The 23,434-nt window shown below is 71.7% G+C and carries 22 protein-coding genes and 1 tRNA gene; 13 read left to right on the top strand and 10 right to left on the bottom strand.

The window, feature by feature from the left end; all coding sequences use genetic code 11:
* Positions 1 to 26: 26 nt before the first annotated feature.
* From AC1ROW_RS02395 to AC1ROW_RS02370, 6 genes are all read right to left on the bottom strand, one after another.
* A complete protein-coding gene (locus AC1ROW_RS02395; RefSeq protein ID WP_493017263.1) occupies positions 27 to 545 on the bottom strand; it encodes a universal stress protein in 519 nt (172 codons plus the stop codon).
* 19 nt (positions 546 to 564) lie between these two features.
* Positions 565 to 987 carry a VOC family protein gene (locus tag AC1ROW_RS02390; RefSeq protein ID WP_493017262.1) on the bottom strand — a complete coding sequence of 141 codons (423 nt, stop codon included), beginning with the start codon at positions 985 to 987 and terminating at the stop codon, positions 565 to 567.
* Between the two features lie 98 nt (positions 988 to 1,085).
* Positions 1,086 to 2,153 (bottom strand): hypothetical protein, encoded by a 1,068-nt coding sequence (locus tag AC1ROW_RS02385; protein ID WP_493017261.1) that lies wholly within the window; start codon positions 2,151 to 2,153, stop codon positions 1,086 to 1,088.
* Positions 2,154 to 2,221: 68 nt separating this feature from the next.
* Positions 2,222 to 2,974, bottom strand: coding sequence for a phosphatidylethanolamine N-methyltransferase family domain-containing protein (locus tag AC1ROW_RS02380; RefSeq protein ID WP_493017260.1), 753 nt, complete (start codon positions 2,972 to 2,974; stop codon positions 2,222 to 2,224).
* 18 nt (positions 2,975 to 2,992) lie between these two features.
* A tRNA-Val gene (locus tag AC1ROW_RS02375) sits at positions 2,993 to 3,065 on the bottom strand.
* 28 nt (positions 3,066 to 3,093) lie between these two features.
* Positions 3,094 to 3,564, bottom strand: a complete 471-nt coding sequence (locus AC1ROW_RS02370; protein ID WP_493017259.1) for a peroxiredoxin — start codon at positions 3,562 to 3,564, stop codon at positions 3,094 to 3,096.
* A 215-nt stretch (positions 3,565 to 3,779) separates the two neighbouring features.
* Here AC1ROW_RS02370 and aceE point away from each other — a divergent pair, with 215 nt between their 5' ends.
* The 6 genes from aceE to AC1ROW_RS02340 all read left to right on the top strand — a co-directional run bounded on the left by aceE (position 3,780) and on the right by AC1ROW_RS02340 (position 11,416).
* Entirely contained in the window at positions 3,780 to 6,506 is a 2,727-nt protein-coding gene (aceE, locus tag AC1ROW_RS02365) for a pyruvate dehydrogenase (acetyl-transferring), homodimeric type (protein WP_493017258.1), read from the top strand.
* A gap of 11 nt (positions 6,507 to 6,517) precedes the next feature.
* Entirely contained in the window at positions 6,518 to 7,726 is a 1,209-nt protein-coding gene (locus AC1ROW_RS02360) for a PucR family transcriptional regulator (RefSeq protein ID WP_493017257.1), read from the top strand.
* A 93-nt stretch (positions 7,727 to 7,819) separates the two neighbouring features.
* A complete protein-coding gene (locus AC1ROW_RS02355) occupies positions 7,820 to 8,740 on the top strand; it encodes an ACP S-malonyltransferase (RefSeq protein WP_493017256.1) in 921 nt (306 codons plus the stop codon).
* Between the two features lie 13 nt (positions 8,741 to 8,753).
* Positions 8,754 to 9,758 (top strand): beta-ketoacyl-ACP synthase III, encoded by a 1,005-nt coding sequence (locus AC1ROW_RS02350; RefSeq protein WP_493017255.1) that lies wholly within the window; start codon positions 8,754 to 8,756, stop codon positions 9,756 to 9,758.
* 56 nt (positions 9,759 to 9,814) lie between these two features.
* Positions 9,815 to 10,066 (top strand): acyl carrier protein, encoded by a 252-nt coding sequence (locus AC1ROW_RS02345; protein WP_021765217.1) that lies wholly within the window; start codon positions 9,815 to 9,817, stop codon positions 10,064 to 10,066.
* A 114-nt stretch (positions 10,067 to 10,180) separates the two neighbouring features.
* The gene (locus AC1ROW_RS02340) at positions 10,181 to 11,416 is read left to right on the top strand and encodes a beta-ketoacyl-[acyl-carrier-protein] synthase family protein (protein ID WP_493017254.1); all 1,236 of its coding nucleotides are present in this window, start codon (positions 10,181 to 10,183) and stop codon (positions 11,414 to 11,416) included.
* Positions 11,417 to 11,493: 77 nt separating this feature from the next.
* On the opposite strand, the gene AC1ROW_RS02335 is transcribed toward AC1ROW_RS02340, so the two are convergent.
* Positions 11,494 to 11,997 carry a DUF3145 domain-containing protein gene (locus AC1ROW_RS02335; RefSeq protein WP_179606052.1) on the bottom strand — a complete coding sequence of 168 codons (504 nt, stop codon included), beginning with the start codon at positions 11,995 to 11,997 and terminating at the stop codon, positions 11,494 to 11,496.
* A gap of 167 nt (positions 11,998 to 12,164) precedes the next feature.
* Here AC1ROW_RS02335 and AC1ROW_RS02330 point away from each other — a divergent pair, with 167 nt between their 5' ends.
* Entirely contained in the window at positions 12,165 to 12,731 is a 567-nt protein-coding gene (locus AC1ROW_RS02330) for a PadR family transcriptional regulator (RefSeq protein ID WP_493017253.1), read from the top strand.
* Positions 12,732 to 12,740: 9 nt separating this feature from the next.
* On the opposite strand, the gene AC1ROW_RS02325 is transcribed toward AC1ROW_RS02330, so the two are convergent.
* On the bottom strand, positions 12,741 to 13,583 hold the full coding sequence (locus tag AC1ROW_RS02325) for a DUF1684 domain-containing protein (protein WP_493017252.1): 843 nt from the start codon (positions 13,581 to 13,583) through the stop codon (positions 12,741 to 12,743).
* 109 nt (positions 13,584 to 13,692) lie between these two features.
* On the bottom strand, positions 13,693 to 15,369 hold the full coding sequence (locus tag AC1ROW_RS02320; protein ID WP_493017251.1) for a bifunctional 3'-5' exonuclease/DNA polymerase: 1,677 nt from the start codon (positions 15,367 to 15,369) through the stop codon (positions 13,693 to 13,695).
* Positions 15,370 to 15,473: 104 nt separating this feature from the next.
* Here AC1ROW_RS02320 and AC1ROW_RS02315 point away from each other — a divergent pair, with 104 nt between their 5' ends.
* Positions 15,474 to 15,812 carry a hypothetical protein gene (locus tag AC1ROW_RS02315; RefSeq protein WP_493017250.1) on the top strand — a complete coding sequence of 113 codons (339 nt, stop codon included), beginning with the start codon at positions 15,474 to 15,476 and terminating at the stop codon, positions 15,810 to 15,812.
* Positions 15,813 to 15,831: 19 nt separating this feature from the next.
* Here the strand turns inward: AC1ROW_RS02315 and AC1ROW_RS02310 are convergent, their stop codons facing one another.
* The gene (locus AC1ROW_RS02310; protein WP_493017249.1) at positions 15,832 to 16,290 is read right to left on the bottom strand and encodes an NUDIX domain-containing protein; all 459 of its coding nucleotides are present in this window, start codon (positions 16,288 to 16,290) and stop codon (positions 15,832 to 15,834) included.
* Positions 16,291 to 16,365: 75 nt separating this feature from the next.
* Here AC1ROW_RS02310 and AC1ROW_RS02305 point away from each other — a divergent pair, with 75 nt between their 5' ends.
* The 5 genes from AC1ROW_RS02305 (at position 16,366) to AC1ROW_RS02285 (ending at position 23,372) form a co-directional block, all read left to right on the top strand.
* Entirely contained in the window at positions 16,366 to 17,076 is a 711-nt protein-coding gene (locus AC1ROW_RS02305) for a potassium channel family protein (RefSeq protein ID WP_493017248.1), read from the top strand.
* Positions 17,076 to 17,552, top strand: coding sequence for an NUDIX hydrolase (locus tag AC1ROW_RS02300; RefSeq protein ID WP_493017247.1), 477 nt, complete (start codon positions 17,076 to 17,078; stop codon positions 17,550 to 17,552). The genes AC1ROW_RS02305 and AC1ROW_RS02300 overlap by 1 nt, the downstream gene beginning before the upstream one ends.
* 65 nt (positions 17,553 to 17,617) lie before the next feature.
* Complete coding sequence (locus AC1ROW_RS02295) at positions 17,618 to 17,998, top strand: hypothetical protein (protein ID WP_493017246.1); 381 nt, start codon at positions 17,618 to 17,620, stop codon at positions 17,996 to 17,998.
* A 41-nt stretch (positions 17,999 to 18,039) separates the two neighbouring features.
* The gene (locus AC1ROW_RS02290) at positions 18,040 to 22,032 is read left to right on the top strand and encodes a Pls/PosA family non-ribosomal peptide synthetase (RefSeq protein WP_493017245.1); all 3,993 of its coding nucleotides are present in this window, start codon (positions 18,040 to 18,042) and stop codon (positions 22,030 to 22,032) included.
* A complete protein-coding gene (locus AC1ROW_RS02285; RefSeq protein WP_493017244.1) occupies positions 22,029 to 23,372 on the top strand; it encodes a M1 family metallopeptidase in 1,344 nt (447 codons plus the stop codon). The genes AC1ROW_RS02290 and AC1ROW_RS02285 overlap by 4 nt, the downstream gene beginning before the upstream one ends.
* Positions 23,373 to 23,434: the final 62 nt, after the last annotated feature.

The raw sequence follows: 23,434 nt of genomic DNA, 5'->3' as shown, positions 1-23,434 counted from the left end.
GCTCTGTGCGGCGTCCGCCCGCGAGCTCAGCGGGGAGGCGCGAGCACGTCGCCTGTCGCGCCGTGCACGGGGACGACGAGCACCGGCCGGGACCCCTCGTGCGCGAGGTGCGCGGCGACGGCCCCGCCGAGCCACTCCTCCAGGGCGTGCTCGACGCCCCGTCCGCGCGTGCCGACCACGACGAGCCGGGCGTCGAGCTCGCCGGCGAGCCGGCCGAGCGCCTTGGCGGCGTCGCCCGCGAGGATGCGCAGCCGCCACTCGGGTGTCGCCGCGCCCGCGACGTCGCCCAGGACGGACTCGATGGCCGCCGCCAATTCGAGCGCGACCCGTTCGTCGTCGGCCGCCACGTCGCCGGGATGGAGCGAGGCCTCGTCGCGCAGCTCCGCGCGGTCCCACTCGGTGAGGTAACTGTCCTCGGTGACGTAGGCGCAGACCAGCTCGCGGCCCAGAGCGACCGCGAGGCGGGCGGCCTCCAGCGTCACGGCGGCGGCCTGGCGCGGATGCACGCCCACGATCACCGGGCCGCTCCCCGGCTGCTGGCTCATCGGACCCGCCGCGCCCGGTTCACGCCGTCGGCGCGGAGCCGGCGATGTTGACCAGCCACTGCACGCCGAACCGGTCGACCAGCATCCCGAAGCTGTCGCCCCACGGCGCCTTCGACAGCGGCTCGACGACCGTGCCGCCGTCCACCAGCCTGTCGTAGTAGCCGGTGAGCTCGGCTTCGTCGTCGCCGCTCAGCGACACCGAGATCTGCGAGCCCTGCTTGAGCTCCATGTGGGAGGGCACATCGGCGGCCATGAGGGTGAAGCCCGCGTCGGTGGTGAGCTGCGAGTGCATGATCAGGTTCGCGTCGTCCGGGTCCTGGCTCATCCCGAACTCGGCGAACGTGCTCTGCTGGAGGGTGCCGCCGAAGACGGACCGGTAGAAGTCCATCGCCTCGCGGGCCTGCGTGCGGAAGTTGAGGTACGGGTTGAGGATCGACGGCATCGTAGGGTCTCCTTCGTGCGCGCGCACGGTGCGCGCTCACGCTCAGGCTAGTGAGTGCGCCGGCTGGGCGGGAGGGCCGCGGCGGCGTTCGGCGACGGTCAGGCGAGGTAGGCGGCGACGAACAGCTCGCCGCGGATCGCGCCCAGCTCCGCGAGGATGCGCTCAACCACCGCGTCGGTCACCCCCGACGCGACGATGTCGTGGGGCCCGATCGGCTGGAGCGGCGAGCAGCGCACGCGAACGACCTCCCAGCCGGCGGCGCGCAGCAGGCGGTCCTTGCGGCGGTCGGAGGCCTCCCTCGGGCCGACATGCTCCAGCCCGTGCCTGCCGATGGTGTCGTACTCGATGGCGACGCGCAGCTCCGGCACCACGATGTCCGGCCAGACCTCGAGCTGGTTGTAGAAGGGCCGCGCCACCCGCACGGCGTTCTTCGTCAAGTCGAGGGTCAGCCGGGCCGCGAGCCGGCGTTTCAGCTCGGGCTCAGCCGCGGACGCCGGGCGCGGCGCCAGCTCGCTGACGAAGGCCTCCCCGACGGGCACGCGGTCGGCCCCGCGGCGCGCGTTCCGGCAGACCGGGCAGCGGCGGCCGCCGAGGATGCGCTCGACCGTGGCGGAGTAGACGGGATGCCCCTTGGAGCACTGCCAGGAGTAGCGCGTGGCGGTGCCGTTCTCGTGCGAGAGGGCCACGCGCGAGCCCGGCGCCGCCAGCGCGATCAGCTCCTCCCGCGTCATCGAGGTCCGGTCGAGCCGCCTGCAGAGGTAGCAGCGGTCGTCGTCCGGGTCGTTCTCGATGCGGCGCAGGTCGCGCGCGTGCCCGCAGACGTGCAGCCCGGCGTCGGGCTCAGGGCTCCGGACGCGGCGCGGGACCGCCTCCTCGCTGCACCACGGGCACCAGGCCGAGCGCCGCCGGGTGCCGCCCGGGCGGGAGCGCTGCTCCTCCGGCGTCGCGATGAAACGGTGGCCGGCGTCGCACTCCCACTGGACGTACACGTCGGCCGCGGGCGGGATCTGGCTGAGAACGATCCCGGCGTTGAGCTCCGGATGGAACTGCCGTACCACGGTCGGGTAGCGCTGCCAGTCGGCGCGGTAGGTGCCGACGGCGTACGGGACGGGGACGCCTTTCGACCACTGCCGGCGCGCCCACCATTGCGCGACGTTCTCGGTCACGTCACCCTCGCTTTCACACGCCAACGGTACGGCGGCCCTCCGACAGCGGAGGTGTCACGGCGCAGGCGTCACAGCACGAACGGCACCAGGGCCCGGCGGTCCTCCGGGTAGTCGGGGAAGGTCTCCCGGTACCAGCGGTGGTTCGCCATCGCCCGCGGCGAGAGGTTGGCGACCGTGTAGAGCGCGAACGCGAGGCCCGCGAGGGACCAGGTGGCGACGGCCCAGCCGGTCCACTCCACCATCTCGCCGAGGTAGTTGGGGCTGGAGACGAAGCGGAAGCCGCCGCCGTACGGGATGCGATAGCCGGCGCCGCCGCGGCGCAGGCGCCGCAGGATGCGGTCGGAGCCGACGTTGAGCGCGTACCCGGCCGCGAACAGGACCGCCCCGATCCAGAATCGCGGATCGCCCAGCCAGGACACCGGGTAGTCGCCGTACTCCGAGATCCAGCGCGCGTTGACCCACGCGTTGAGCAGGTTGAAGAGGATGGCCAGCAGCATCACGACGACCGGCATCCGGGAGCCGGAGCGCATGAGCAGCGGGTAGACGAAGGCGCGCTGGACGTAGTGCACCTGCCAGAGCAGCAGGAAGAGCAGCGGAACGAGGTCCGCGCGGTGCGCGCCGAGCAGGTAGAAGGCGAGGAACACGAGGCTCGCGGGCGCCTCCATGACGACCCAGCCGACGCGGGCAGGGACAGTCGGGCCCCAGCCCGGGCGACCGTGGCGGCCGCCGTAGGGCGCGACGACGAAGAGCAACGCGACGAAGGTCACGGCCGCGAGCACGAGCTCGGCGACGACGAACCAGCGGTACGGGCCCTCAGGCATGTGGGGAGTCTATTTGTGTGGGCCCTGCCGGGATCGAACCGACGACATCCACGGTGTAAACGTGGCGCTCTACCAGCTGAGCTAAAGGCCCTCGACGCCCCAGCCTAGCGGCCGGAAGCTCACACGTGAGCAGGCAGCAGCTCCAGCGCGGCTTTGTACGCCTCGATCGAGCGGGCCTCCCCCGGCGCGGTGATGAACGACGCGCGGATGATGCCGGCCTCGTCGATCAGGAACGTCGCACGGTTCGCGAAGCCCTTCTCCTGCAGGAAGACGCCGTACTCCTTGGCGATCTCGCCGTGCGGCCAGAAGTCGGCCAGCAGACTGAAGTCGTAGCCCTCCTGCTCGGCCCAGGCGCGCAGCGTGTACTTGGAGTCCACCGAGATCGCCAGCAGCTCCACCCGGTGGTCCTGGAACATCGCCAGGTTGTCGCGCAGCGCGCACAGCTCACCGGTGCAGGTGCCGGAGAACGCCAGCGGGAAGAAGACGAGCGCGACGGCCCTGTCGCCGCGGAAGTCGCTGAGCCGGACCGAGCGGCCGTGCTGGTCGAGCAGTTCGAAGTCGGGAGCCTGGGTGTCGTTCTCCAGAGCCATGTGACGTGTCCTTTCACGCGCCCCGGGGACGATTCCACCCGGCCGGCGCACGAGGACACAGCATAGACCCGGTGGCGGGATGCGCCAACCTCCGGGCGGTCACCAGCGGCCCTGAGTTGCGGCTAGGCTGAACGATGGTGCCCGCGGAGTTGTCGTGACCCGACAAGCGGATGCGCGCCTTCCACGATCCATCCGACACAAGAAAGAGGTCGAGGGTGACTGTAAACGACCAGGACCCGTACTCGGTGAATAACATCGACTCGGACCCCGAGGAGACCGCCGAATGGCGTGAGTCCCTCGACGCACTGGTTGCGGCACACGGCCATGAGCGCGCTCGCGAGATCATGCTCAGCCTGCTGAAGCGCTCGAAGGAACTGCACCTCGGCGTGCCGATGGTGCCGACCACCGACTACATCAACACCATCTCCCCCGAGAACGAGCCGGACTTCCCCGGCGACGAGGAGATCGAGCGCCGCTACCGCGCCTGGATCCGCTGGAACGCGGCGATCCTCGTGCACCGCGCGCAGCGCCCCGGCATCGCCGTCGGCGGCCACATCTCGACCTACGCGTCGAGCGCCGCCCTGTACGAGGTCGGCTTCAACCACTTCTTCCGCGGCCAGGACCACCCGGGCGGCGGCGACCAGATCTTCGTCCAGGGCCACGCCTCCCCCGGCACCTACGCCCGCGCCTTCCTCGAGGGCCGGCTGAGCGCCGACCAGCTCGACGGCTTCCGCCAGGAGAAGTCGCACGCGGGCGGCGGCCTGTCGTCGTATCCGCACCCGCGGCTCATGCCCGACTTCTGGCAGTTCCCGACCGTGTCGATGGGTCTCGGCCCGATCAACGCGATCTACCAGGCGCAGCTCAACAAGTACCTCACCAACCGCGGCATCAAGGACGCCTCCGACCAGCACGTCTGGGCGTTCCTCGGCGACGGCGAGATGGACGAGGTCGAGTCGCGCGGCCAGCTCCAGGTCGCGGCGAACGAGAAGCTCGACAACCTGACCTTCGTCATCAACGCGAACCTGCAGCGTCTCGACGGCCCGGTCCGCGGCAACGGCAAGATCATCCAGGAGCTGGAGAGCTACTTCCGCGGCGCCGGCTGGAACGTCATCAAGGTGATCTGGGGCCGCGAGTGGGACGACCTGCTCGCCCGCGACACCGACGGCGCGCTGGTCAACCTCATGAACCAGACCCCGGACGGCGACTACCAGACCTACAAGACCGAGAACGGCGCCTACGTGCGCGAGAACTTCTTCGGCCGCGACCCGCGCACCCTGGAGCTGGTCAAGGATTACACCGACGACGAGGTCTGGGGCCTCAAGCGCGGCGGCCACGACTACCGCAAGGTCTACGCGGCCTTCAAGGCTGCGGTCGAGCACAAGGGCCAGCCCACCGTCATCATCGCCAAGACCATCAAGGGCTACGGCCTGGGTCCGTCCTTCGAGGGCCGCAACGCGACCCACCAGATGAAGAAGATGACGCTGGACAACCTCAAGACGTTCCGCGACGCCATGCGCATCCCGATCTCGGACGCGCAGCTCGAGGAGAACCCGTACCTGCCGCCGTACTACAACCCGGGGCCGGACGACGAGGCGATTCAGTACCTGCACGAGCGCCGGCGCGCGCTCGGCGGCTACGTCCCGGAGCGCCGCGTCAAGTACACGCCGCTGAACCTGCCGGACGACTCGGCCTACGCCATCGCCAAGAAGGGCTCCGGCACGCAGGAGATCGCCACCACCATGGCGTTCGTCCGGCTGCTGAAGGACCTGCTGCGCGCGAAGGACTTCGGCCACCGCATCGTCCCGATCATCCCGGACGAGGCGCGGACCTTCGGCATGGACGCGTTCTTCCCGAACGCGAAGATCTACAACCCGAACGGCCAGCACTACACCTCGGTCGACCGCGAACTCCTCCTGGCCTACAAGGAGAGCCCGCAGGGCCAGATCATCCACGTCGGCATCAACGAGGCGGGCGCCCTCGCGGCGTTCACCAACGTGGGCACGTCGTACTCGACGCAGGGCGAGCCGCTCATCCCGGTCTACGTCTTCTACTCGATGTTCGGCTTCCAGCGCACCGGCGACGCCATGTGGGCGGCGGGCGACCAGATGGCGCGCGGCTTCATGATCGGCGCGACCGCCGGCCGCACCACGCTGACCGGAGAGGGCCTGCAGCACGCGGACGGCCACTCGCTGCTGCTCGCGTCGACCAACCCGGCCGTCGTCGCGTACGACCCCGCCTACGGCTACGAGATCGGGCACATCGTCCGCTCGGGCCTGGAGCGGATGTACGGCGAGTCGCACCCGAATCCGAACGTCATGTACTACCTGACGGTCTACAACGAGCCGATCGTGCAGCCGGCCGAGCCGGAGGGCGTGGACGTGGACGGCATCGTCCGTGGCATCTACAAGCTCCGCGAGGGTGCTGAGGCCGGCCCGAAGGCGCAGCTCCTCGCGTCCGGCGTCTCGGTGCCATGGGCGCTGGAGGCCCAGCACCTGCTCGCGCAGGACTGGGGCGTCTCCGCCGACGTCTGGAGCGTCACCTCGTGGGGCGAGCTGCGCCGCGACGGCCTGGCCGCGGAGGAGCACAACTTCCTCTACCCGCAGCAGGAGAAGCAGGTGCCGTACGTCACCCGCAAGCTGCAGGGCGCGGAGGGACCGTTCGTCGCCGCGACCGACTACATGCACGCGGTGCCGGACCAGATCCGTCAGTTCGTACCCGGCGAGTACGCCACCCTCGGCGCCGACGACTTCGGCTTCTCGGACACCCGCGCCGCCGCGCGCCGGTTCTTCAAGATCGACGGCCCGTCGATCGTGGTCCGCACCCTGGAGCTGCTTGCGGCCCAGGGCAAGGTGGACCCGAACGCACCCGCCTGGGCGATCGAGAAGTACCTGCTGCACGACGTGAACGCCGGCACCACCGGCACCGCGGGCGGCGAGTCCTAGACCGCGGGCCCGTGCCGACGACACCGGAGCGGACGAAGTCCGAGACGCTTGCGTGGCTGCGCAAGATCTCGGGCGAGCTCGCCACGACCACGCTGAAGCGGCTGGAGGACACGCTCCCCTGGTACCGGGATATGCCTCCCGGCCGCCGCAGCGCCGTCGGGCTGGTCGCCCAGGCGGGCATCTCGTCCTTCATCTCGTGGTTCGACGACCCGCGTTCGACGCCGTGGATCGCGGCCGACGTCTTCGGGGCGGCTCCGCGTGAGCTGCTCCGGAGCGTCAGCCTGCAGCAGACGCTCCAGCTCATCAAGATCACCGTGGAGGTGGTCGAGGAGCGCGTGAAGAGCGGCGGCAACGAGGCGCTCAAGGAGGCCATCCTCCTGTACTCGCGCGAGATCGCGTTCGCGGCGGCCGACGTGTACGCGCGCGCCGCCGAAGCCCGCGGGCTCTGGGACGCGCGGCTGGAGGCCCTGGTGGTCGACAGCATCCTCACCGGCGAGTACGACGACGAGCTGCCCAGCCGGATCGCCGCGCTCGGCTGGCACGGCCACGGCGAGGTGAGCGTCCTGGTGGGCACCGCCCCGAAGATGCTCGACGTCGATCAGCTGCGCCGCACCGCGCGGCACATGTCCGCGGACGTGCTGATCGGCGTGCAGGGCAGCCGGCTGGTGCTCGTCATCGGCCGCGCACTGCCGGCCGACGCGGCGAACGAGGAGGCCATCGGGGCCGCACCGGCGGTCAGCTTCCTGGAGATCGCGCAGCAGCTCGAGCCCGGCTTCGGCCCGGGCCACCTGGTGCTCGGCCATGAGGTGGCGAGCCTGGTGGACGCGTCCAAGAGCGCGAAGGCGGCGCTGGCCGGCTTCGCCGTCGCCAAGGCGTGGCGCAACTGCCCGCGCCCGGTGCACGCCGACGATCTGCTGCCCGAGCGGGCGCTCGCGGGCGACGGGCTGGCGCGGGCCACGCTGATCAGCCGCATCTACCGGCCTTTGCAGGCGTACTCCACCGAGCTCCTCACCACGCTGTGGTGCTACCTGGACAACGGCAGATCGCTGGAGGCCACGGCGCGTGAGCTGTTCGTGCACCCCAACACGGTGCGCTACCGGCTCAAGCGCGTGTCCGAGGTGATCGGCTGGGACGCCACCGGCGCTCGCGAGGCGCTCATCCTGCAGGCCGCGCTGATCGTGGGCTCGATCAACGAGCCGGACGCGCCGCGGCGGCACTGACCTCCCGCGTCTGTAGACATCCACAAAGCTTCGGCTCATAGTTCATCCATATCCGACACATCCGCTCGGCGGAAGATTGGCAGACTTGAACCCGTGATCGTCATCGCGTGCCCGGGGCAGGGTTCCCAGACCCCCGGCTTCCTCGACCCGTGGCTCACCGAACCGACGTTCCGTGACCAGCTCACCCGCATCTCCGACGCGGTCGGCATCGACCTCGTCGCGCACGGCACGGTGAGCGACGCGGACACCATCCGCGACACCGCGGTGGCCCAGCCGCTCATCGTGTCGGCCGGCCTCCTGACGCTGTCGGCGCTGTTCGCCGACGGGCGCCGCGACAAGATCGGCGGCATCGCCGGGCACTCGGTGGGCGAGCTGACCGCCGCGGCCGGCGCCGGCGTGCTGTCCGAGACCGACGCCGTGGCGTTCGTCCGGGAGCGCGGCGCCGCGATGGCCCGCGCCGCCGCCGAGGCGCGCACCGGCATGAGCGCCGTCATCGGCGCCGACGAGGACGAGCTGCTCGCGAAGCTGGACGCGCTCGGCCTCTTCCCCGCCAACTACAACGGCGGCGGCCAGATCGTCGTCGCCGGCGACCTCGACGCGCTCGCGAAGCTCGCCGAGGAGCCGCCGGCCCGCGCCCGCGTCATCCCGCTGCAGGTCGCCGGCGCGTTCCATACCCGCTACATGGCGTCCGCCGTCCCGACGCTGGAGGCGTTCGCCGCGACGCTCACCACGAACGACCCGACGCTGCGGCTCTGGACCAACAAGGACGGCTCCGAGGTCACCGACGGCGCCGAGTTCCTGCGGCTGCTCGTCGGCCAGGTCTCCTCGCCGGTGCGCTGGGACCTCGACATGGCCGCCTTCCAGGAGGCCGGCATCACCGGCATCATCGAGGTCGCCCCCGCCGGTGCGCTCGTCGGCCTCGCCAAGCGCGGCCTGAAGGGCATCCCCGCCGTCGCGGTGAAGACCCCCGACGATCTGCCCGCCGCGTTCGACCTCATCGACCAGGCCGCCTAGGAGGACCGCAGCCATGACCCACCCCACCCTGCAGCAGTCCCACGGCCCGCAGTACACCCGCATCCTCTCGATCGGCGCGGCGCGCGGCGACCTCGTGGTCCCGAACGACGAGCTGGTCGGCCCGATCGACTCCTCCGACGAGTGGATCCGCCAGCGCACCGGGATCATCACCCGCACCCGGGCCAGCCACGACGTCGGCGCGGTGGACCTCGCCACCGAGGCGTCGAAGGAGGCCATCGCGAAGTCGGGCGTCGACCCGAAACTCATCGACGCGGTGATCGTCGCGACGATCTCCAACCCGCAGCAGACCCCGTCGCTGGCCGCCGTGCTGGCGGACAACGTCGGCGCGAACCCGGCCGCGGCGTACGACATGAACGCCGCGTGCGCCGGTTACGCCTACGCGGTCGCCCAGGCCGACGCGCTCATCCGCACCGGCCAGGCGCACTACGCGCTCGTCGTCGGCGCCGAGAAGCTGTCCGACGTCGTCGACCCGACCGACCGCACCATCTCCTTCTTGCTGGGCGACGGCGCGGGCGCCGTGGTCATCGGCCCGAGCGAGTACCCGGGCATCGCCAAGACGGTGTGGGGCTCGGACGGCTCCAAGGCCGGAGCGGTCGGGATGGGCAACACGCTCACCGAGTTCCGCGACGGCGAGGCCCCCTGGCCGACCCTGCGCCAGGACGGCCAGACCGTCTTCCGCTGGGCGGTCTGGGAGATGGCGAAGGTCGCCAAGCAGGCGCTCGACGCCGCCGGCGTCACGCCCGACCAGCTCGCCGCCTTCATCCCGCACCAGGCGAACATGCGGATCGTGGACGAGTTCGCCAAGCAGCTCAAGCTGCCGGAGACGGTCGCGATCGCCCGCGACATCGAGACGACGGGCAACACCTCTGCCGCCTCGATCCCGCTCGCCACGCACCGGCTCCTGCAGGAGCACCCCGAACTGTCCGGCGGTCTCGCGCTCCAGATCGGCTTCGGCGCCGGTCTGGTCTTCGGCGCGCAGGTCGTCGTGCTCCCCTAGGGCCTGCCCTAGACTGATCAACGGTCAAAACGACACCCCCTCAAGGAGAAAACACCATGGCATTGTCCACCGAAGAAGTTCTTGCCGGCCTGGCCGAGCTCATCAACGACGAGACCGGCATCGCGACCGACACGGTTGAGCTGGACAAGTCGTTCACCGACGACCTCGACATCGACTCGATCTCGATGATGACCATCGTGGTCAACGCCGAGGACAAGTTCGACGTGAAGATCCCGGACGAAGAGGTCAAGAACCTGAAGACCGTCGGTGACGCCGTCGAGTTCATCGTCAAGGCGCAGGACGCCTGAGCACCGCAAGAACACACTTCCTCCGCGCGGGCGGCCCTCCCCCGAGGTGCCGCCCGCGCAGGTAACAGCGCTCTGCGCGCTGCACCGTTGTTCCGACTACACGGAGTTGCCGTTATGACCAAGAAGATCGTCGTCACCGGCGTGGGCGCATCCTCCCCGCTCGGTGGCACCGCCCCCGAGAGCTGGACCGCACTGCTGGCCGGCACGTCCGGAGCGCGAAGCCTCACCCACGACTGGGTGGCCGAGCTGGAGCTGCCCGTCACGTTCGCCGCCGAGGCGCTCGTGCGGCCCGACACCATCCTCGACCGGCCGACCGCCAAACGCCTCGACCCGTCCAGCCAGTTCGCGCTGGTCTCGGCGATGGAGGCCTGGGCCGACGCCGGTTCCCCGGAGGTCGCGCCCGAGCGCCTGGGCGTCGACTTCGCCACCGGCATCGGCGGCGTGTGGACCCTCCTCGACGCGTGGGACACGCTGCGCGAGCGTGGCCCGCGCCGCGTCCTGCCGATGACGGTCCCGATGCTGATGCCCAACGCCGCGTCTGCCGCGGTGTCCATGCACTTCGAGGCCCGCGCCTTCGCGCGCACCGTCGCCTCCGCCTGCGCGTCGAGCACCGAGTCGCTCGTCAACGCCTACGAGCACCTGCAGGCCGGTCTCGCCGACGTCGTCATCGCCGGCGGCACCGAGTCCGCCATCCACCCGATCACGGTGGCCTCGTTCGCGTCGATGCAGGCGCTCTCGCGCCGCAACGACGACCCCGCGACCGCCTCCCGCCCGTACAGCGTCGACCGCGACGGCTTCGTCATGGGCGAAGGCGCTGCCAGCCTGGTGCTGGAGACCGAGGAGCACGCGCTCGCCCGCGGCGCCCGGATCTACGCGGAGATCGTCGGCGGCGGGGTGACGGCCGACTCGTACCACATCACGGCCAACGACCCCGAGGGCCGCGGCGCCAGCCGTGCCGTCCGGCTCGCGCTTGAGCAGGCCGGCGCCTCGCCCGACGAGGTCACCCACATCAACGCCCACGCCACCAGCACCCCGGTCGGCGACCCGTCCGAGTACGTCGCGCTGCGCGAGGTGTTCGGCGAGCGGGTGCACGACATCCCGGTGTCGGCCACGAAGGCGTCGACCGGCCACCTGCTCGGCGGCACCGGCGCGCTCGAGGCCGTCTTCACGATCTTCGCGCTACGCGACCGCGTCGCCCCGCCGACGATCAACATCACCGAGATGGACCCGGCCATCCCGCTGAAGGTCTCCGGCGAGCCCCAGCCGCTCGGCGACGGCCCGCAGCTGGCGATCAGCAACTCGTTCGGCTTCGGCGGCCACAACGCCGTCGTCGCGATCCGCTCGGTCTGACCACGCGAAACGTGAGTAGTCGCGGGAATCGCATCGTCGATTTCCGCGACTAGTCACGTTTGGGTAGGTGTGTCGGCTCAGCCGACCTTGTGCAGCCAGATGACCGAGGTGTCGTCGTGGGCGCGGCGGAACGGCTCCAGCTCGTCGTCCCAGGCCTGGCCGAGCGCAAGGCGCAGCTCGCGGTGCAGTTCGAGCGGGTTGGAACCGGCGACCTCCATCGCGTAGCGGATGCGGTCCTCCGGCACGACCGTGTTGCCCGCGGTGTCGGTCTGCACGAAGAAGATGCCCAGGTCGGGCGTGTGCATCCAACGTCCGCCGTCGGTCCCGAGGCCGGCGTCCTCCGTCACCTCGTAACGTAGGTGCTCCCAGCCGCGCAGTGCCGTCGCCAGGCGCGCTCCGGTGCCCTGGGGGCCGTCCCAGAAGAACTCGGTGCGCTGGGCGCCCTTCAGCACCGGCTGCGTCTCCCAGGTGAAGTTGACGGCGCGACCGAGTGCGCGTCCCGCCGCCCACTCGATGTGAGGGCAGAGCGCGCTGGGAGAGGAGTGCACGTAGAGCACTCCTCGGGCTGCGTGAGCCGTCATGGTTTCCTCCTTCGTCGGTACGTCTTCCCCTACGACCGCGAACGAGTGCCATGACTCCTATGAAGTTGACTACGGCGATTATGCCGGACAACGCGCCCGAGTTACAAGATTGTGATTCGGCGATTCATGCGTGCCGCGCTACCGGCAAGCGGAATAGCATACCGAGTATGTCGGTTCAGTATGGTTTCCTCGCGGTGCTGACCCAGGGTCCCGCCTACGGCTCCCAGCTCCAGAACGAGTTCCTCCTGCGCGCGGCCAACCGCCGCCAGCTCAACGCCGGGCAGGTGTACTCCACGCTCGACCGGATGACCGAGCAGGGCCTGATCGAGTCGGCGGGCGAGACCGACGACGGCCTGCCGCTGTACCGGCTCACGGAGGCCGGAATGGAGGAGGCGACCTCCTGGCTCACCTCCGGCCCGCGGGACGCCCGCCCCGACTGGGACGAGATGCAGGACCAGGTGCTGGTGGCGGCGTCGCTCGAGGGCGCCGACGCGGCCGCGGTCGTCGCCGACTACCGCGCGGCGTTCGCCGAGCGCATCCGGGAGCTCACCCACGACGCGGACTCGCGCGCCGTACTGGCCGCCAACCGCGCGGCTGAACTGGGCGCCCGTGCCGCGATCGAGTGGCTGGACGAAGTCGCCAAGGCCCTCGCCGCGCACCCCGGGGCGCTCGTGCAGCGCCGCTCGCCCGAGCGCCCGCGCCGCGGCCGCAAGCCCGCGGCCGCCGTCGACTGACCTGGGCGGTCAGTGCAGGAGGTTGCCGTCCTTGTCGAGGACGTTCTTCTCGCCGGCCTCGATGGGGACCGCGAAGCGGTTCTGCGCGGGCGGCAGCGGGCAGTTGAAGTTGTAGCTGAACGCGCACGGCGGCAGCACGGCGAGGTTGAAGTCGAGCGTCACGGTGCCGTCGTCGTTCGGGACGACGAACAGGAACCGGCCGACCGAGTAGGTGCTCTCGCCGTTCGTGGTGTCGGAGAAGACGAGCTGCAGCGCGCGCCCGGCCTTGAAGGCGGCGAGGTTGTAGTCGACGCCGTCCTTCGTGAACGTGATCTCGCCCGGGATGACCATGTCCCGGGTCGCGCCGTCGTCCTTGAGGTGCTCGAAGCCGACCGTCTTACCGCCTTCGATCGGCGTGAAGGTCGCCGTGATGATCCACTCGGGGTTGAACGGGAAGGCGTCGATCGAGCCGAACTTCTGGATGTCCTCCGACTGGGCGTCCCAGACCCGTAGCGCGTACTCGCCCTGCTCGTTGGCGATGACGAAGCCGGTGACAGTGTCGCTGAACCGCACGGCGCCCGGGTTCGGGTCGTCCTTGCCGCGCACGATCGCGGAACCGTCGACCAGCACTTCGTCGACGAAGACGTTGTCGGTAGCGGCGGCGGTGACCTTCAGGCCCGACTGGCCCGCGGGTAGCGGCGACCAGAGGCCCGGCACGCCCCAGACCGGCTGCTCCGAATCCGGCTCACCGGTGATCCACTGCGTGTTCACGAGCGCCAGGTTGCCCTGCGGGGCCGTGACGGCTTGCGCGCGGCGGGCGTGGTAGCGGTCGAGGACGGCGTCGGGATCGGCGGGGGCTGCGGTGTCGGTCATGGTCTCCATCCTCTGTCAGGTCGGTGGGTGCAACCAAGCGCGACACTCCCCAATTCCCCGCGCGCCCATTCCCCGCACGGCCATTCCCCGCGCACACAGGTGCTCCGGATCACTTGGCCTCGCCATAGCTGTCGACCACCGCGGCGGTGACCGGGAAGTCGACCGGGAACGCGCCGAAGAGCAACCGCCCGGCCGCCGCGGCCGACGCCCGCACCTCGTCGGCGACGGCTTCCGCCGACTCGGCCGGTGTATGGACGATGACCTCGTCGTGCAGGAAGTAGACCAGGTGCGGGCCATCGGTGAGTCCGCCGCCTTCCGGGGTGAGCTGTGCGAGCCGGTTGCGCAGTTCCGCCATCCAGCACAGCGCCCACTCGGCGGCGCTCGCCTGCACGACGAAGTTGCGCGTGAAGCGTCCCCAGTCGCGGGCCTGGCTGCGCGCACGGCGCTCCTCGGCGGGCGTGGAGTCCGCTCCGGAGGCCGCCGACTGGGTGGCTTGCCAGCTCCCGCCGGGCCGCGGCGAGCTGCGGCCGAGCCGGGAGGTCACGATGTCGCCGCGCTCCCCTGCGCGCGCCGCCTCCTCCACGTGCCGCACGGCCCGGGGGTAGGCGCGCGCCAGCCTCGGCATCAGCCGGCCGCTATCGCCCGTCGTCGCGCCGTACATGGCTCCGAGCATGGCGACCTTGGCCTGAGCGCGCTCCTCCACCGCACCGCTCGCCACGATGCCCGCGTACAGGTCGCGGCCGCGGCCGGCCTCGGCCATCGCGGTGTCGCGGGCCAGGCCGGTGAGGATGCGCGGCTCGAGCTGGGCGGCGTCGGCGACCACGAGCTTCCAGCCCGGATCGGCGACGACCGCGCTGCGCACCTCCTTGGGGAGTTGGAGGGCGCCGCCGCCGCGGGTGGCCCAGCGACCGGTGACGACGCCGCCGGGGATGTAGTCCGGCCGGAACCGTCCGTCGCGCACCCAGGCGTCGAGCCAGCTCCAGCCGTTGGCCGCGTGCAGCCGGGCGAGCTTCTTGTACGCCAGGACGGCCGGGATCGCGGGGTGGTCGAGCTCGCGCAGCTCCCACGAGCGCGTCGAGGTCACCATCAGGCCCGCTCGCTGGAGTGCCTTGAGCAGCTCCGGCGGGCTGTCCGGGTTCAGGTCCGGCGCCTCCAGGGCGGCACGGATCTCCGCGGCCAGGCGCTCCAGCGCCTCCGGCCGGCCGTAGGGCGGACGCGGGCCGAGGACGGCGCGCAGCAGCTCGTCGTGCCGCTCCACGCTGTACGGCAGGCCGGCATGCTGCATCTCGGCGGCGATCAGTGCGCCGGCGGACTCGGCGGCGAGCAGCAGCCGGAGCCGGCCGGGCTCGGCGCTGCCGGCGACGGCCTCCTGCTGCGCGGCGTACTCCGCCTCGATGGACGGGCGTACGGTCTCCGCAGGGCGGTCGAGGTCGAAGAGCGTCGCGGCGTCGGCCGCGGGCTCCGGCTCGTCATCCACCGCCCGGGCGGCGTCCCACGGGCCGAACGGAGCCGCAGCCAGCGCGGAGCCCGCGCTGAGGGTGGAGGCTCGCAGGATGGCATGGCTGAGCCGCAGGTCCACGCACCGTGCGACGCGGACGCCGGATTGCAGCAGCCGCGGGTACCAGCTGCGGGTGTCGTCCCAGACCCAGCGGGGACGGGACGCCGCCTCCTCGCTTCGGACGAACTCCGGCAGGTCGTCCTCCGCGAGCTCGGTGCGCCCGGCGCGGTCACCCGGACGGAGCACCACGACGCGACCGGGGGCGACGCGGTCGAGGAGGAGCTGCACCCCACAATTCTGCATGCGACGGGCGACACAGCATGCGAAGAGCGGAAAGGGTCGCTATAGTGAGGAAACGTCACTTTAAGCGATGCCGACCCGAAAGGCGAGCGATGATGACAGAGTACCTGCACGACTCCCAGGGAGTGTGGATCGCGTACCGGACCGATCCGCAGTCGCGCTGGCTGTTCAACTCCGAGGGCGACTGGATCGGCTGGTTCCCCTGGTCGGACGACGTCGCGGTGACCCCCGGCGGCTCCTACCTCGGCACCGTGCACGGCGACCGGCTGTTCGTGGACGAGGAGCACCCCTACCGCGGGAACCCCGGCTACCCGGGCGCGCCCGGCTACCCCGGGCAGGTGCCGTACCCCGGGGCCGGACCGTACAAGGGACTGCCGGACGGCTGCGACGACGTGGCGCCCGCGCTGCTCTGGCCGCGCATCGCTTCCTGAGGCCCGGGCTCGAGCCCGCTCAGCCCGCGAGCGCCGCCAGCCGCGACCGCAGCTCGGGCCACGCCGCGCCGAACCCGGGATGCAGGGGAAGCGCCGCGACCTCGGCCACCGAGACCCAGCGCAACTCGATGCTCTCGATGTCGGCCATGTGCGGCTCGAACGCGCGCACCGCCTGGGCGACGACGGTGGTGTACGACCAGAAACCCAGGTCGAGCACGCTCTCGAAGAGCACGTGCACGGCGTCGGCGGGCACAGCCGCCTCCTCCGCGGCCTCCCGCAGCGCGCCCTCCACGGCGGTCTCGCCCTCGTGCCTGGCACCTCCCGGGAGGCCCCAGGTGCCGCCGAAGTGGCTCCAATCGGCGCGGTGCTGGAGCAGCACTCCGCGCCGCAGGTCGTGGACGAGCAGGCCCGCGGCGCCGAAGCGGCCCCAGAACCGCTCGCCGTTCGGACCTTCCACCCATGCGTCGCCGGAGTTCACGTCTCCACGTTAGCTCCACCGCCGAAGCCGGTGACGCCGCGTGACGGTTCTCGCAGAGGGTCCTACTGTGTGGACATGACACTCCAACGCTGGCGCCACCTCACCGAGTGGCCCCTCACCGCGGCCGCCGCGGTGTTCCTCGTCGCCTACGCCTGGGAGGTCATCGGAGACCTCCACGGGCCGCAGCTCGTCGTCGCGGAGACCGTGATCTGGATCACCTGGGCCGTCTTCCTGCTCGACTACTTCGTCTGCCTGATCCTCGCGCCGCAGCGCTGGCGCTGGTTCTACACGCACCTGTTCGATCTGGCCATCGTCGTGCTGCCGATGCTGCGGCCGCTGCGACTGCTGCGGCTGGTGACCATCCTCGCCATCCTGCAGCGCAGCGCCGGCGCGGCGTTCCGTGGGCGGGTTCTCGTGTACGTCGCCGGCGCGGGCAGCCTGCTCATCTTCACGGCCGCGCTGGCGGCGCTGGACGCCGAGCGCGGGATGCCGAACGCGCACATCCAGACTTTCCCCCAGGCGGTCTGGTGGGCGTTCGAGACCATCTCGACCGTCGGCTACGGCGACTACGTGCCGGTCACCGAGGTGGGCAAGCTGGTCGCCGTCGGCCTGATGATCGGCGGCATCGCCACCCTCGGCATCGTGACGGCGACGCTGGCCTCGTGGATCGTCGAGCGCGTCGCCCAGACCGAGATCGACATGCGCGCGGCCACCCGCGGGCAGATCCGCGAGCTGTCCAGCCAGGTCGAGGAGCTGAAGGCCCTGCTCGAGCAGAGGTCCGCCTGATGGCGGCGCGCAGCGCGGCGATCCTGCTGCACCGTCGAGGGACGGCAGGGCGCGAGGTCTGGATCGCACACATGGGCGGCCCGTTCTGGGCGCGCAAGGACGAGGGCGCGTGGACGCTGCCCAAGGGTCTGGTCGAGGAGGACGACGTCGACGAGCTCGCCGCGGCCCGGCGGGAGTTCGCCGAGGAGATGGGGACGCCCTCCCCCGACGCCGTCTACGTCCCGCTCGGCGAGTTCCGGGCCTCAGGCAAGACCTTCGTGGTGTTCGCGGCGGAGGCCGACTTCGGTCCGATCGAGTTGGCCAGCAACGAGTTCGAGCTGGAGTGGCCGCCGCGCTCCGGCGTGCTCCGCACCTTCCCCGAGGTCGACGACGCCGGCTGGCATCCGATCGCGGTGGCGCACACGAAGCTCGCGAAAGGGCAGCGGCCCATTCTGGACGCCCTGTCGCGCACCCTCGGCGAAGCCGGATCCGACTAGCGCGCAGGGCACCCCTCCGGTCGTATGGTTGGCTGCACGTGCCGGACGGGACGAAGGAGGAGCAAGTGGCGAACAAGAAGGCGGAGAAGGACGCCGAGAAGGCCCTGGTCGCCGCGAGGGCCGCTGTCGACGAAGCGCAGCGGCTGGTGAAGAAGCTCGACAAGAAGACCCGCAAAGAGGCCGACGACCTCGCCGCCGCGCTGGAGCAGGCCGTGAGGGACGCGAAGAAGGCCGCCCAGCGCGCCCGCAAGACAGCGGAGGAAGCGGCGAAGGCCGCCGAGGAGAAGGCAGAGGCGGCCCGCGAGCGGGCTCGTGCGGCGGCCGCCGCGCCGGGCATGGGCATCCCGACCTTCCGCGACCTGCGCGATAGGGCGAAGGCCCAGGGCATCCAGGGCTACTCCCGGATGAACAAGGCGCAGCTGCTGCATGCGCTCGGCGAGGGCTGACGTTCACCGGCCGGTAACCGGCTGCTCCTACGGTTGCCGCCGTGACTGACACCGCCGCCGAGCCCGCGATCCTCTCGGCGCTGGATCGCGCTCCCGCCCCACGGACGCTGATCGACATCCTGCGGGAGTCCGCCGCCGCCAACCCTCAGGCCTCGGCGATCGAGGACGCCCGCGGAGCGCTCAGCTACCGCGAACTGCTCGCGCGCGTCCTCGCCACGGCGGCGCGGCTGCGCGAGGCCGGGGTGCGCCGCGGCGACCGCGTCGGCGTGCGGATGACCTCAGGCAGCCGGGATCTCTATCTCGCGATCCTCGGCGTGCTCGCGGCCGGGGCCGCCTACGTGCCGGTGGACGCCGACGACCCGCAGGAGCGCGCCGACCTGGTCTTCGGCGAGGCGGAGGTGCGCGGAGTCATCACCGACGACGGGTATCTCGCCACTCCCGCCGAGGGCGGGGACGCGGAGGCCGTCGCACGGGACGCCGTCGCAGTGGACGCCGTGGCCGCCGCGGCCGTGCCGCTCGTGGTGCAGGGTCTGGAGCCGCACCCGAGCACGTCGGGCCTCCCGGTGGTCGACCCGCCGGCGCCTGAGGACGACGCCTGGATCATCTTCACCTCCGGCTCGACCGGCACCCCGAAGGGCGTGGCTGTGCGGCACCGCTCCGCCGCGGCGCTCGTGGACGCCGAGTCCCGGCTGTTCCTGCAGGACGACCCGATCGGCCCGGGCGACCGCGTGCTCGCCGGGCTCTCGGTCGCGTTCGACGCCTCCTGCGAGGAGATGTGGCTCGCCTGGGGGCACGGAGCGTGCCTGGTGCCGGCCCCCCGGTCGCTCGTGCGCACCGGCATGGACCTGGGCCCGTGGCTGGCGGCGCGGCGGATCACCGTCGTCTCCACCGTGCCGACGCTCGCCGCGCTCTGGCCGACGGACGCGCTCGACACCGTGCGGCTGCTGATCTTCGGCGGCGAGTCGTGCCCGCCTGAGCTGGTCAACCGGCTGGCCGTGGAGGGCCGAGAGGTCTGGAACACCTACGGCCCGACCGAGGCGACCGTCGTCGCCTGCGCGAGCCTGCTCACGGCCGGCGAGCCGGTGCGGATCGGCCTCCCCCTCGACGGCTGGGACCTCGCGGTGGTCGGCCCGGACGGGGCCCCGGTCGGGAACGGCGAGACCGGCGAGCTCATCATCGGCGGCGTCGGCCTCGCCCGCTACCTGGACCCCGCGAAGGACGCCGAGAAGTACGGCCCACTCCCCTCGCTCGGCTGGCAGCGCGCCTACCGCAGCGGCGACCTGGTGCGCTTCGACCCGGCCGGACTGTTCTACCTCGGCCGCGCCGACGACCAGGTCAAGGTGGGCGGCCGGCGCATCGAGCTCGGCGAGGTGGAGGCCGCCCTCCAGCAACTCCCCGGCGTGTCCGGAGCCGCCGCCGCGGTGCGGAAGAGCGCCGCGGGCAACGATGTGCTGGTCGGCTACCTCGCCGTCCCGGAGCGTGCGTCGTTCGACCGCCGGGCGGCGCTTGAGGAGTTGCGCGCCGAACTGCCCGCGGCCCTGGTGCCGCTGCTGGCGGTGGTGGACGACCTCCCGGTCCGCACGTCCGGGAAAGTGGACCGCGCAGCCCTCCCCTGGCCGCTGGAGGAGGTCGACGAGGACGCGCCGGACCTCGACCCGGTCTCCGAGCTGCTCGCCGCAGACTGGCGCAGCGTCCTCGGCCCGCCGGTGAGCGGGTTGGACGACAACTTCTTCGACCTCGGCGGCGGCTCGCTCGCAGCCGCGCAGCTCGTCTCGCTCGTGCGCAGGCGGCACCCCGACATCACGGTCGCCGACATCTACGCGCACCCGCGCTTCGGCTCGCTCGCCTCCGCCCTCGCGGAGAGCTCGCCGTCGGCCTCCGCCGCCTCGACGCACGTGGTCCCGCCGACGCCGCGCCGCATGCAGGTGCTCCAGACGGTGCTCGGCGTCCCGCTGTTCATCCTCAACGGCATCCGCTGGCTGCTCTACCTGCTGACCGCTGCCGCCCTCCTGCGGGCGTTCGGCGGCTTCGGGTTCCTGCCCGAGGTGAACGTGGTCTGGCTGATCGTCGGCCTGATCGTGTTCGTGACGCCATGGGGCCGGATGGCCATCGCCGTGGTCGCGGCCCGGCTGCTGCTGCTCGGTGTGAAGGCCGGCGACTATCCGCGTGGCGGCGGCGTGCACCTGCGCCTCTGGCTCGCCGAGCAGGTCGCCCACCAGATCGGCGCGGCCAGCCTCGCCGGAGCGCCGTGGATCAGCTATTACGCGCGGGCGCTCGGCGCGACGATCGACCGCGGCGTCGACCTCCACACGCTGCCCCCGGTGACCGGGATGCTGCGGATCGGAGCGGGAGCCTCCATCGAGCCGGAGGTCGACCTCGCCGGCTACTGGATCGATGGCGACCTGGTGCGCATCGGCGAGATCCGCATCGGCGCCGGCAGCTCGGTCGGCGCCCGCAGCTCACTGATGCCGGGCGCGAAGATCGGCCGCGACGCGACCGTGGCCCCGGGCTCCGCCGTGTTCGGCCGCGTGCCCGCCGGGCAGAACTGGGCGGGCTCCCCCGCCGTCCGCGTCGGCAAGGCGCGGGAGTGGTGGCCGGCCGAGCGGCCGCGGCGTCGCACGCGATGGGTGGTCGCCTACGCGGCCTCCTCCCTCGTCGTGTCGCTGGTCCCGGTCGTCGCCCTCGGCGTCGGCGGTCTCATCGTGGCCGCGTTCACGCGCGGCGCGACCACGATCGCCGGAGCGATCCCCGGCGCTGCCGCCGCTCTCGTCCCGGCCACCCTGGCTGCGGGCGTCGTGCTCGCCGGCGTGGTCGTCGTCCTCGTACGCCTGCTCGGGCTGGGGCTGCCGGAGGGCGTCTTTCCCGTCCGCAGCCGGGTCGGCTGGCAGGTGTGGTCCACCGAGCGCCTGCTCGACATGGCCAGGACGCTGCTCTTCCCGCTCTACGCGAGCCTGTTCACGCCGGTGTGGCTGCGGATGCTCGGCGCGCGCGTCGGGCGCGACGTGGAGGCGTCGACCGTCCTGCTGCTGCCCGCCATGACCAGGATCCGCGACGGCGCGTTCCTGGCCGACGACACGCTGGTCGCCTCCTACGAGCTCGGCGGCGGCTACGTGCGCGTCGCGGAGGCGGAGATCGGCGCCCGTGCGTTCCTCGGCAACTCCGGCATGGCCGGCGGCGGCAACCGCGTTCCGCGCGACGGGCTGGTCGCCGTACTCTCGGTCGCCCCGCGCAAGGCGAAGGCGGGGTCGTCGTGGCTGGGGTCGCCGCCGGTGAAGCTCCGGCGGCGCGCACAGGACGCCGACCTCTCCCGCACCTTCGAGCCGCCGGCTGCGCTTCGGGTCGCCCGCGCCGCCTGGGAGCTGCTGCGCATCGTCCCGGTCTTCGTGACCTGCGCGATCGGGCTCGCCGTGCTGCTGGTCCTCGCGGCGCTCTCCGAGAGCCTGGGCACCGGCTGGGCGATCGTGCTGAGCGGTCCGGTGCTGTTGGTCGCCGGCGCGGTCTCCGCCGCCGTCAGCACCGCGGCGAAATGGGCGCTGCTCGGGAGGCTGAAGCCGGGTGAGCACCCGCTCTGGTCGTCGTTCATCTGGCGCAGCGAAGTGTCGGACACCTTCACCGAGATGGTAGCGGCACCCTGGTTCGCCTGGGCCGCCGCCGGCACGCCGGCTCTGGTCTGGTGGCTGCGCAGCCTCGGCGCTCGCATCGGACGCGGCGTCTGGATCGACAGCTACTGGCTCCCGGAGGCCGACCTGGTGGAGCTGGGCGACGCGTCCACGGTCAACCGGGGCTGCGTCGTGCAGACGCACCTGTTCCATGATCGAATCATGAGCATGGACCGTGTGATCATCGAGCGCGGCGGTACCCTCGGGCCGCACAGCGTCATCCTGCCCGCGGCCGCGATCGGCGCCAACGCGACGGTCGGGCCGGCCTCCTTGGTGATGCGCGGCGAGACGGTGCCCGACCGCAGCCGGTGGAGCGGGAACCCGATCGGCCCGTGGCGGGACGTGGTGGTACGCGAGTACCGTGCGGTGCGATGACCACGGCTCCCTCCCCCGCAGACCCGGCCGGCGACGCCGTCCCCGCCGCGTCCCACGCCTACCTCCCGCGCTCCGGCACCGACGACTTCGCCGTGCTCTCCTACGACCTGGACCTGTCGTACAAGGTCGCCACGAACCGGCTCGACGGGACGGCCGTGATCCGCGGCCGTGCCAACGTGACCCTCCCGGCGATCTCGCTCGACCTGGTGCACCTGCGCGCCAAGCGGGTCAAGCTCGACGGCGACAAGCGCACCCGGTTCACGCAGTCTCCGACGCATGTGCGCGTGAAGCCGGCCACGCCGATCCCGGCGGGCGCCGAGTTCACGGTCGAGGTTGCGTACGACGGCTGCCCCGTTCCGCGCCGGACGCGCTGGGGCACCCTCGGCTGGGAGGAGCTGAGCGACGGCGTGATCGTCGCCTCGCAGCCCTCGGGCGCGCCGACCTGGTTCCCATGCAACGACCGGCCTTCCGACAAGGCAGCGTACCGGATCACGGTCACGACCGAGCAGGCCTACACGGTGCTCGCGACCGGCGAGCTCGTCGACCACACCGTCAGCGGAGGCCGCGGCACCTGGACGTTCGACTGTCCCGACCCGACGGCGACCTATCTGGCCGCGGTGCAGATCGGCCGGTACGTGCTGGAGCCCCGCCGCACCGATGGAGTCGAATGGGTGATCGCCTATCCGCCCGCGCTCGCCCGCCGCGTGCTGGCGGACTTCGCGCCGGTCGGGAGGATGATCGAGTGCTTCCAGGAGCGCTTCGGCCCGTATCCCTTCCCGTCCTACACGGTCGTGGTCACCGAGGACACTCTGGAGATCCCGCTCGAGTCGCAGGGCATGGCGACCTTCGGCTCGTCGCACGTCGACGGGCGCGGCGGGTCCGAGCGCCTGATCGCCCATGAGCTCGCGCACCAGTGGTTCGGCAACAGTGTCGGCGTCGCCGGCTGGGCCGACATCTGGCTGAACGAGGGCTTCGCGTGCTACGCCGAGTGGATCTGGTCGGAGTACTCGGGAGGCGCCTCCGCGAACACTCTCGCGCGCACGCACCACGCCGGCCTGCGGCTCAAGCCCAAGGACCTGGTCCTGGCTGACCCCGGTGTCGACAGCATGTTCGACGACCGGGTCTACAAGCGCGGCGCGTGCCTGCTGCACGCGCTGCGACGGAGGCTGGGCGACGAGACGTTCTTCGAGCTGCTGCGCGGCTGGTCGGAGGAGCGGCGCTTCGGGACGGCCACGACGTCGGACTTCGAGGCGTTCGCGGCGCAGTACTCCGACGAGCCGCTGGACGAGTTCTTCGACGCGTGGCTGCGGGAGACGCGGCTGCCGTCGCTCAGCGACTGACGCTCGGCGGCCGGCCGCTCTTCAATTGGCGCAGAGCGACCGGCCGGACGGCGCGAAGTCCT

This window comes from Leifsonia sp. GW821-FHT13C09, from assembly GCF_058806435.1.
Note: the sequence above shows the minus strand (reverse complement) of the source record. Positions and strands in the feature narration are given on the sequence as shown.

Coding starts and splice junctions, on each gene's coding strand:
- AC1ROW_RS02395 (WP_493017263.1), bottom strand. CDS start 545: ATGAGCCAGCAGCCGGGGAGCGGCCCGGTGATCGTGGGCGTGCATCCG.
- AC1ROW_RS02390 (WP_493017262.1), bottom strand. CDS start 987: ATGCCGTCGATCCTCAACCCGTACCTCAACTTCCGCACGCAGGCCCGC.
- AC1ROW_RS02380 (WP_493017260.1), bottom strand. CDS start 2,974: ATGCCTGAGGGCCCGTACCGCTGGTTCGTCGTCGCCGAGCTCGTGCTC.
- AC1ROW_RS02370 (WP_493017259.1), bottom strand. CDS start 3,564: ATGGCTCTGGAGAACGACACCCAGGCTCCCGACTTCGAACTGCTCGAC.
- AC1ROW_RS02350 (WP_493017255.1), top strand. CDS start 8,754: ATGACCCACCCCACCCTGCAGCAGTCCCACGGCCCGCAGTACACCCGC.
- AC1ROW_RS02345 (WP_021765217.1), top strand. CDS start 9,815: ATGGCATTGTCCACCGAAGAAGTTCTTGCCGGCCTGGCCGAGCTCATC.
- AC1ROW_RS02340 (WP_493017254.1), top strand. CDS start 10,181: ATGACCAAGAAGATCGTCGTCACCGGCGTGGGCGCATCCTCCCCGCTC.
- AC1ROW_RS02335 (WP_179606052.1), bottom strand. CDS start 11,997: ATGACGGCTCACGCAGCCCGAGGAGTGCTCTACGTGCACTCCTCTCCC.
- AC1ROW_RS02330 (WP_493017253.1), top strand. CDS start 12,165: ATGTCGGTTCAGTATGGTTTCCTCGCGGTGCTGACCCAGGGTCCCGCC.
- AC1ROW_RS02325 (WP_493017252.1), bottom strand. CDS start 13,583: ATGACCGACACCGCAGCCCCCGCCGATCCCGACGCCGTCCTCGACCGC.
- AC1ROW_RS02315 (WP_493017250.1), top strand. CDS start 15,474: ATGATGACAGAGTACCTGCACGACTCCCAGGGAGTGTGGATCGCGTAC.
- AC1ROW_RS02305 (WP_493017248.1), top strand. CDS start 16,366: ATGACACTCCAACGCTGGCGCCACCTCACCGAGTGGCCCCTCACCGCG.
- AC1ROW_RS02300 (WP_493017247.1), top strand. CDS start 17,076: ATGGCGGCGCGCAGCGCGGCGATCCTGCTGCACCGTCGAGGGACGGCA.
- AC1ROW_RS02285 (WP_493017244.1), top strand. CDS start 22,029: ATGACCACGGCTCCCTCCCCCGCAGACCCGGCCGGCGACGCCGTCCCC.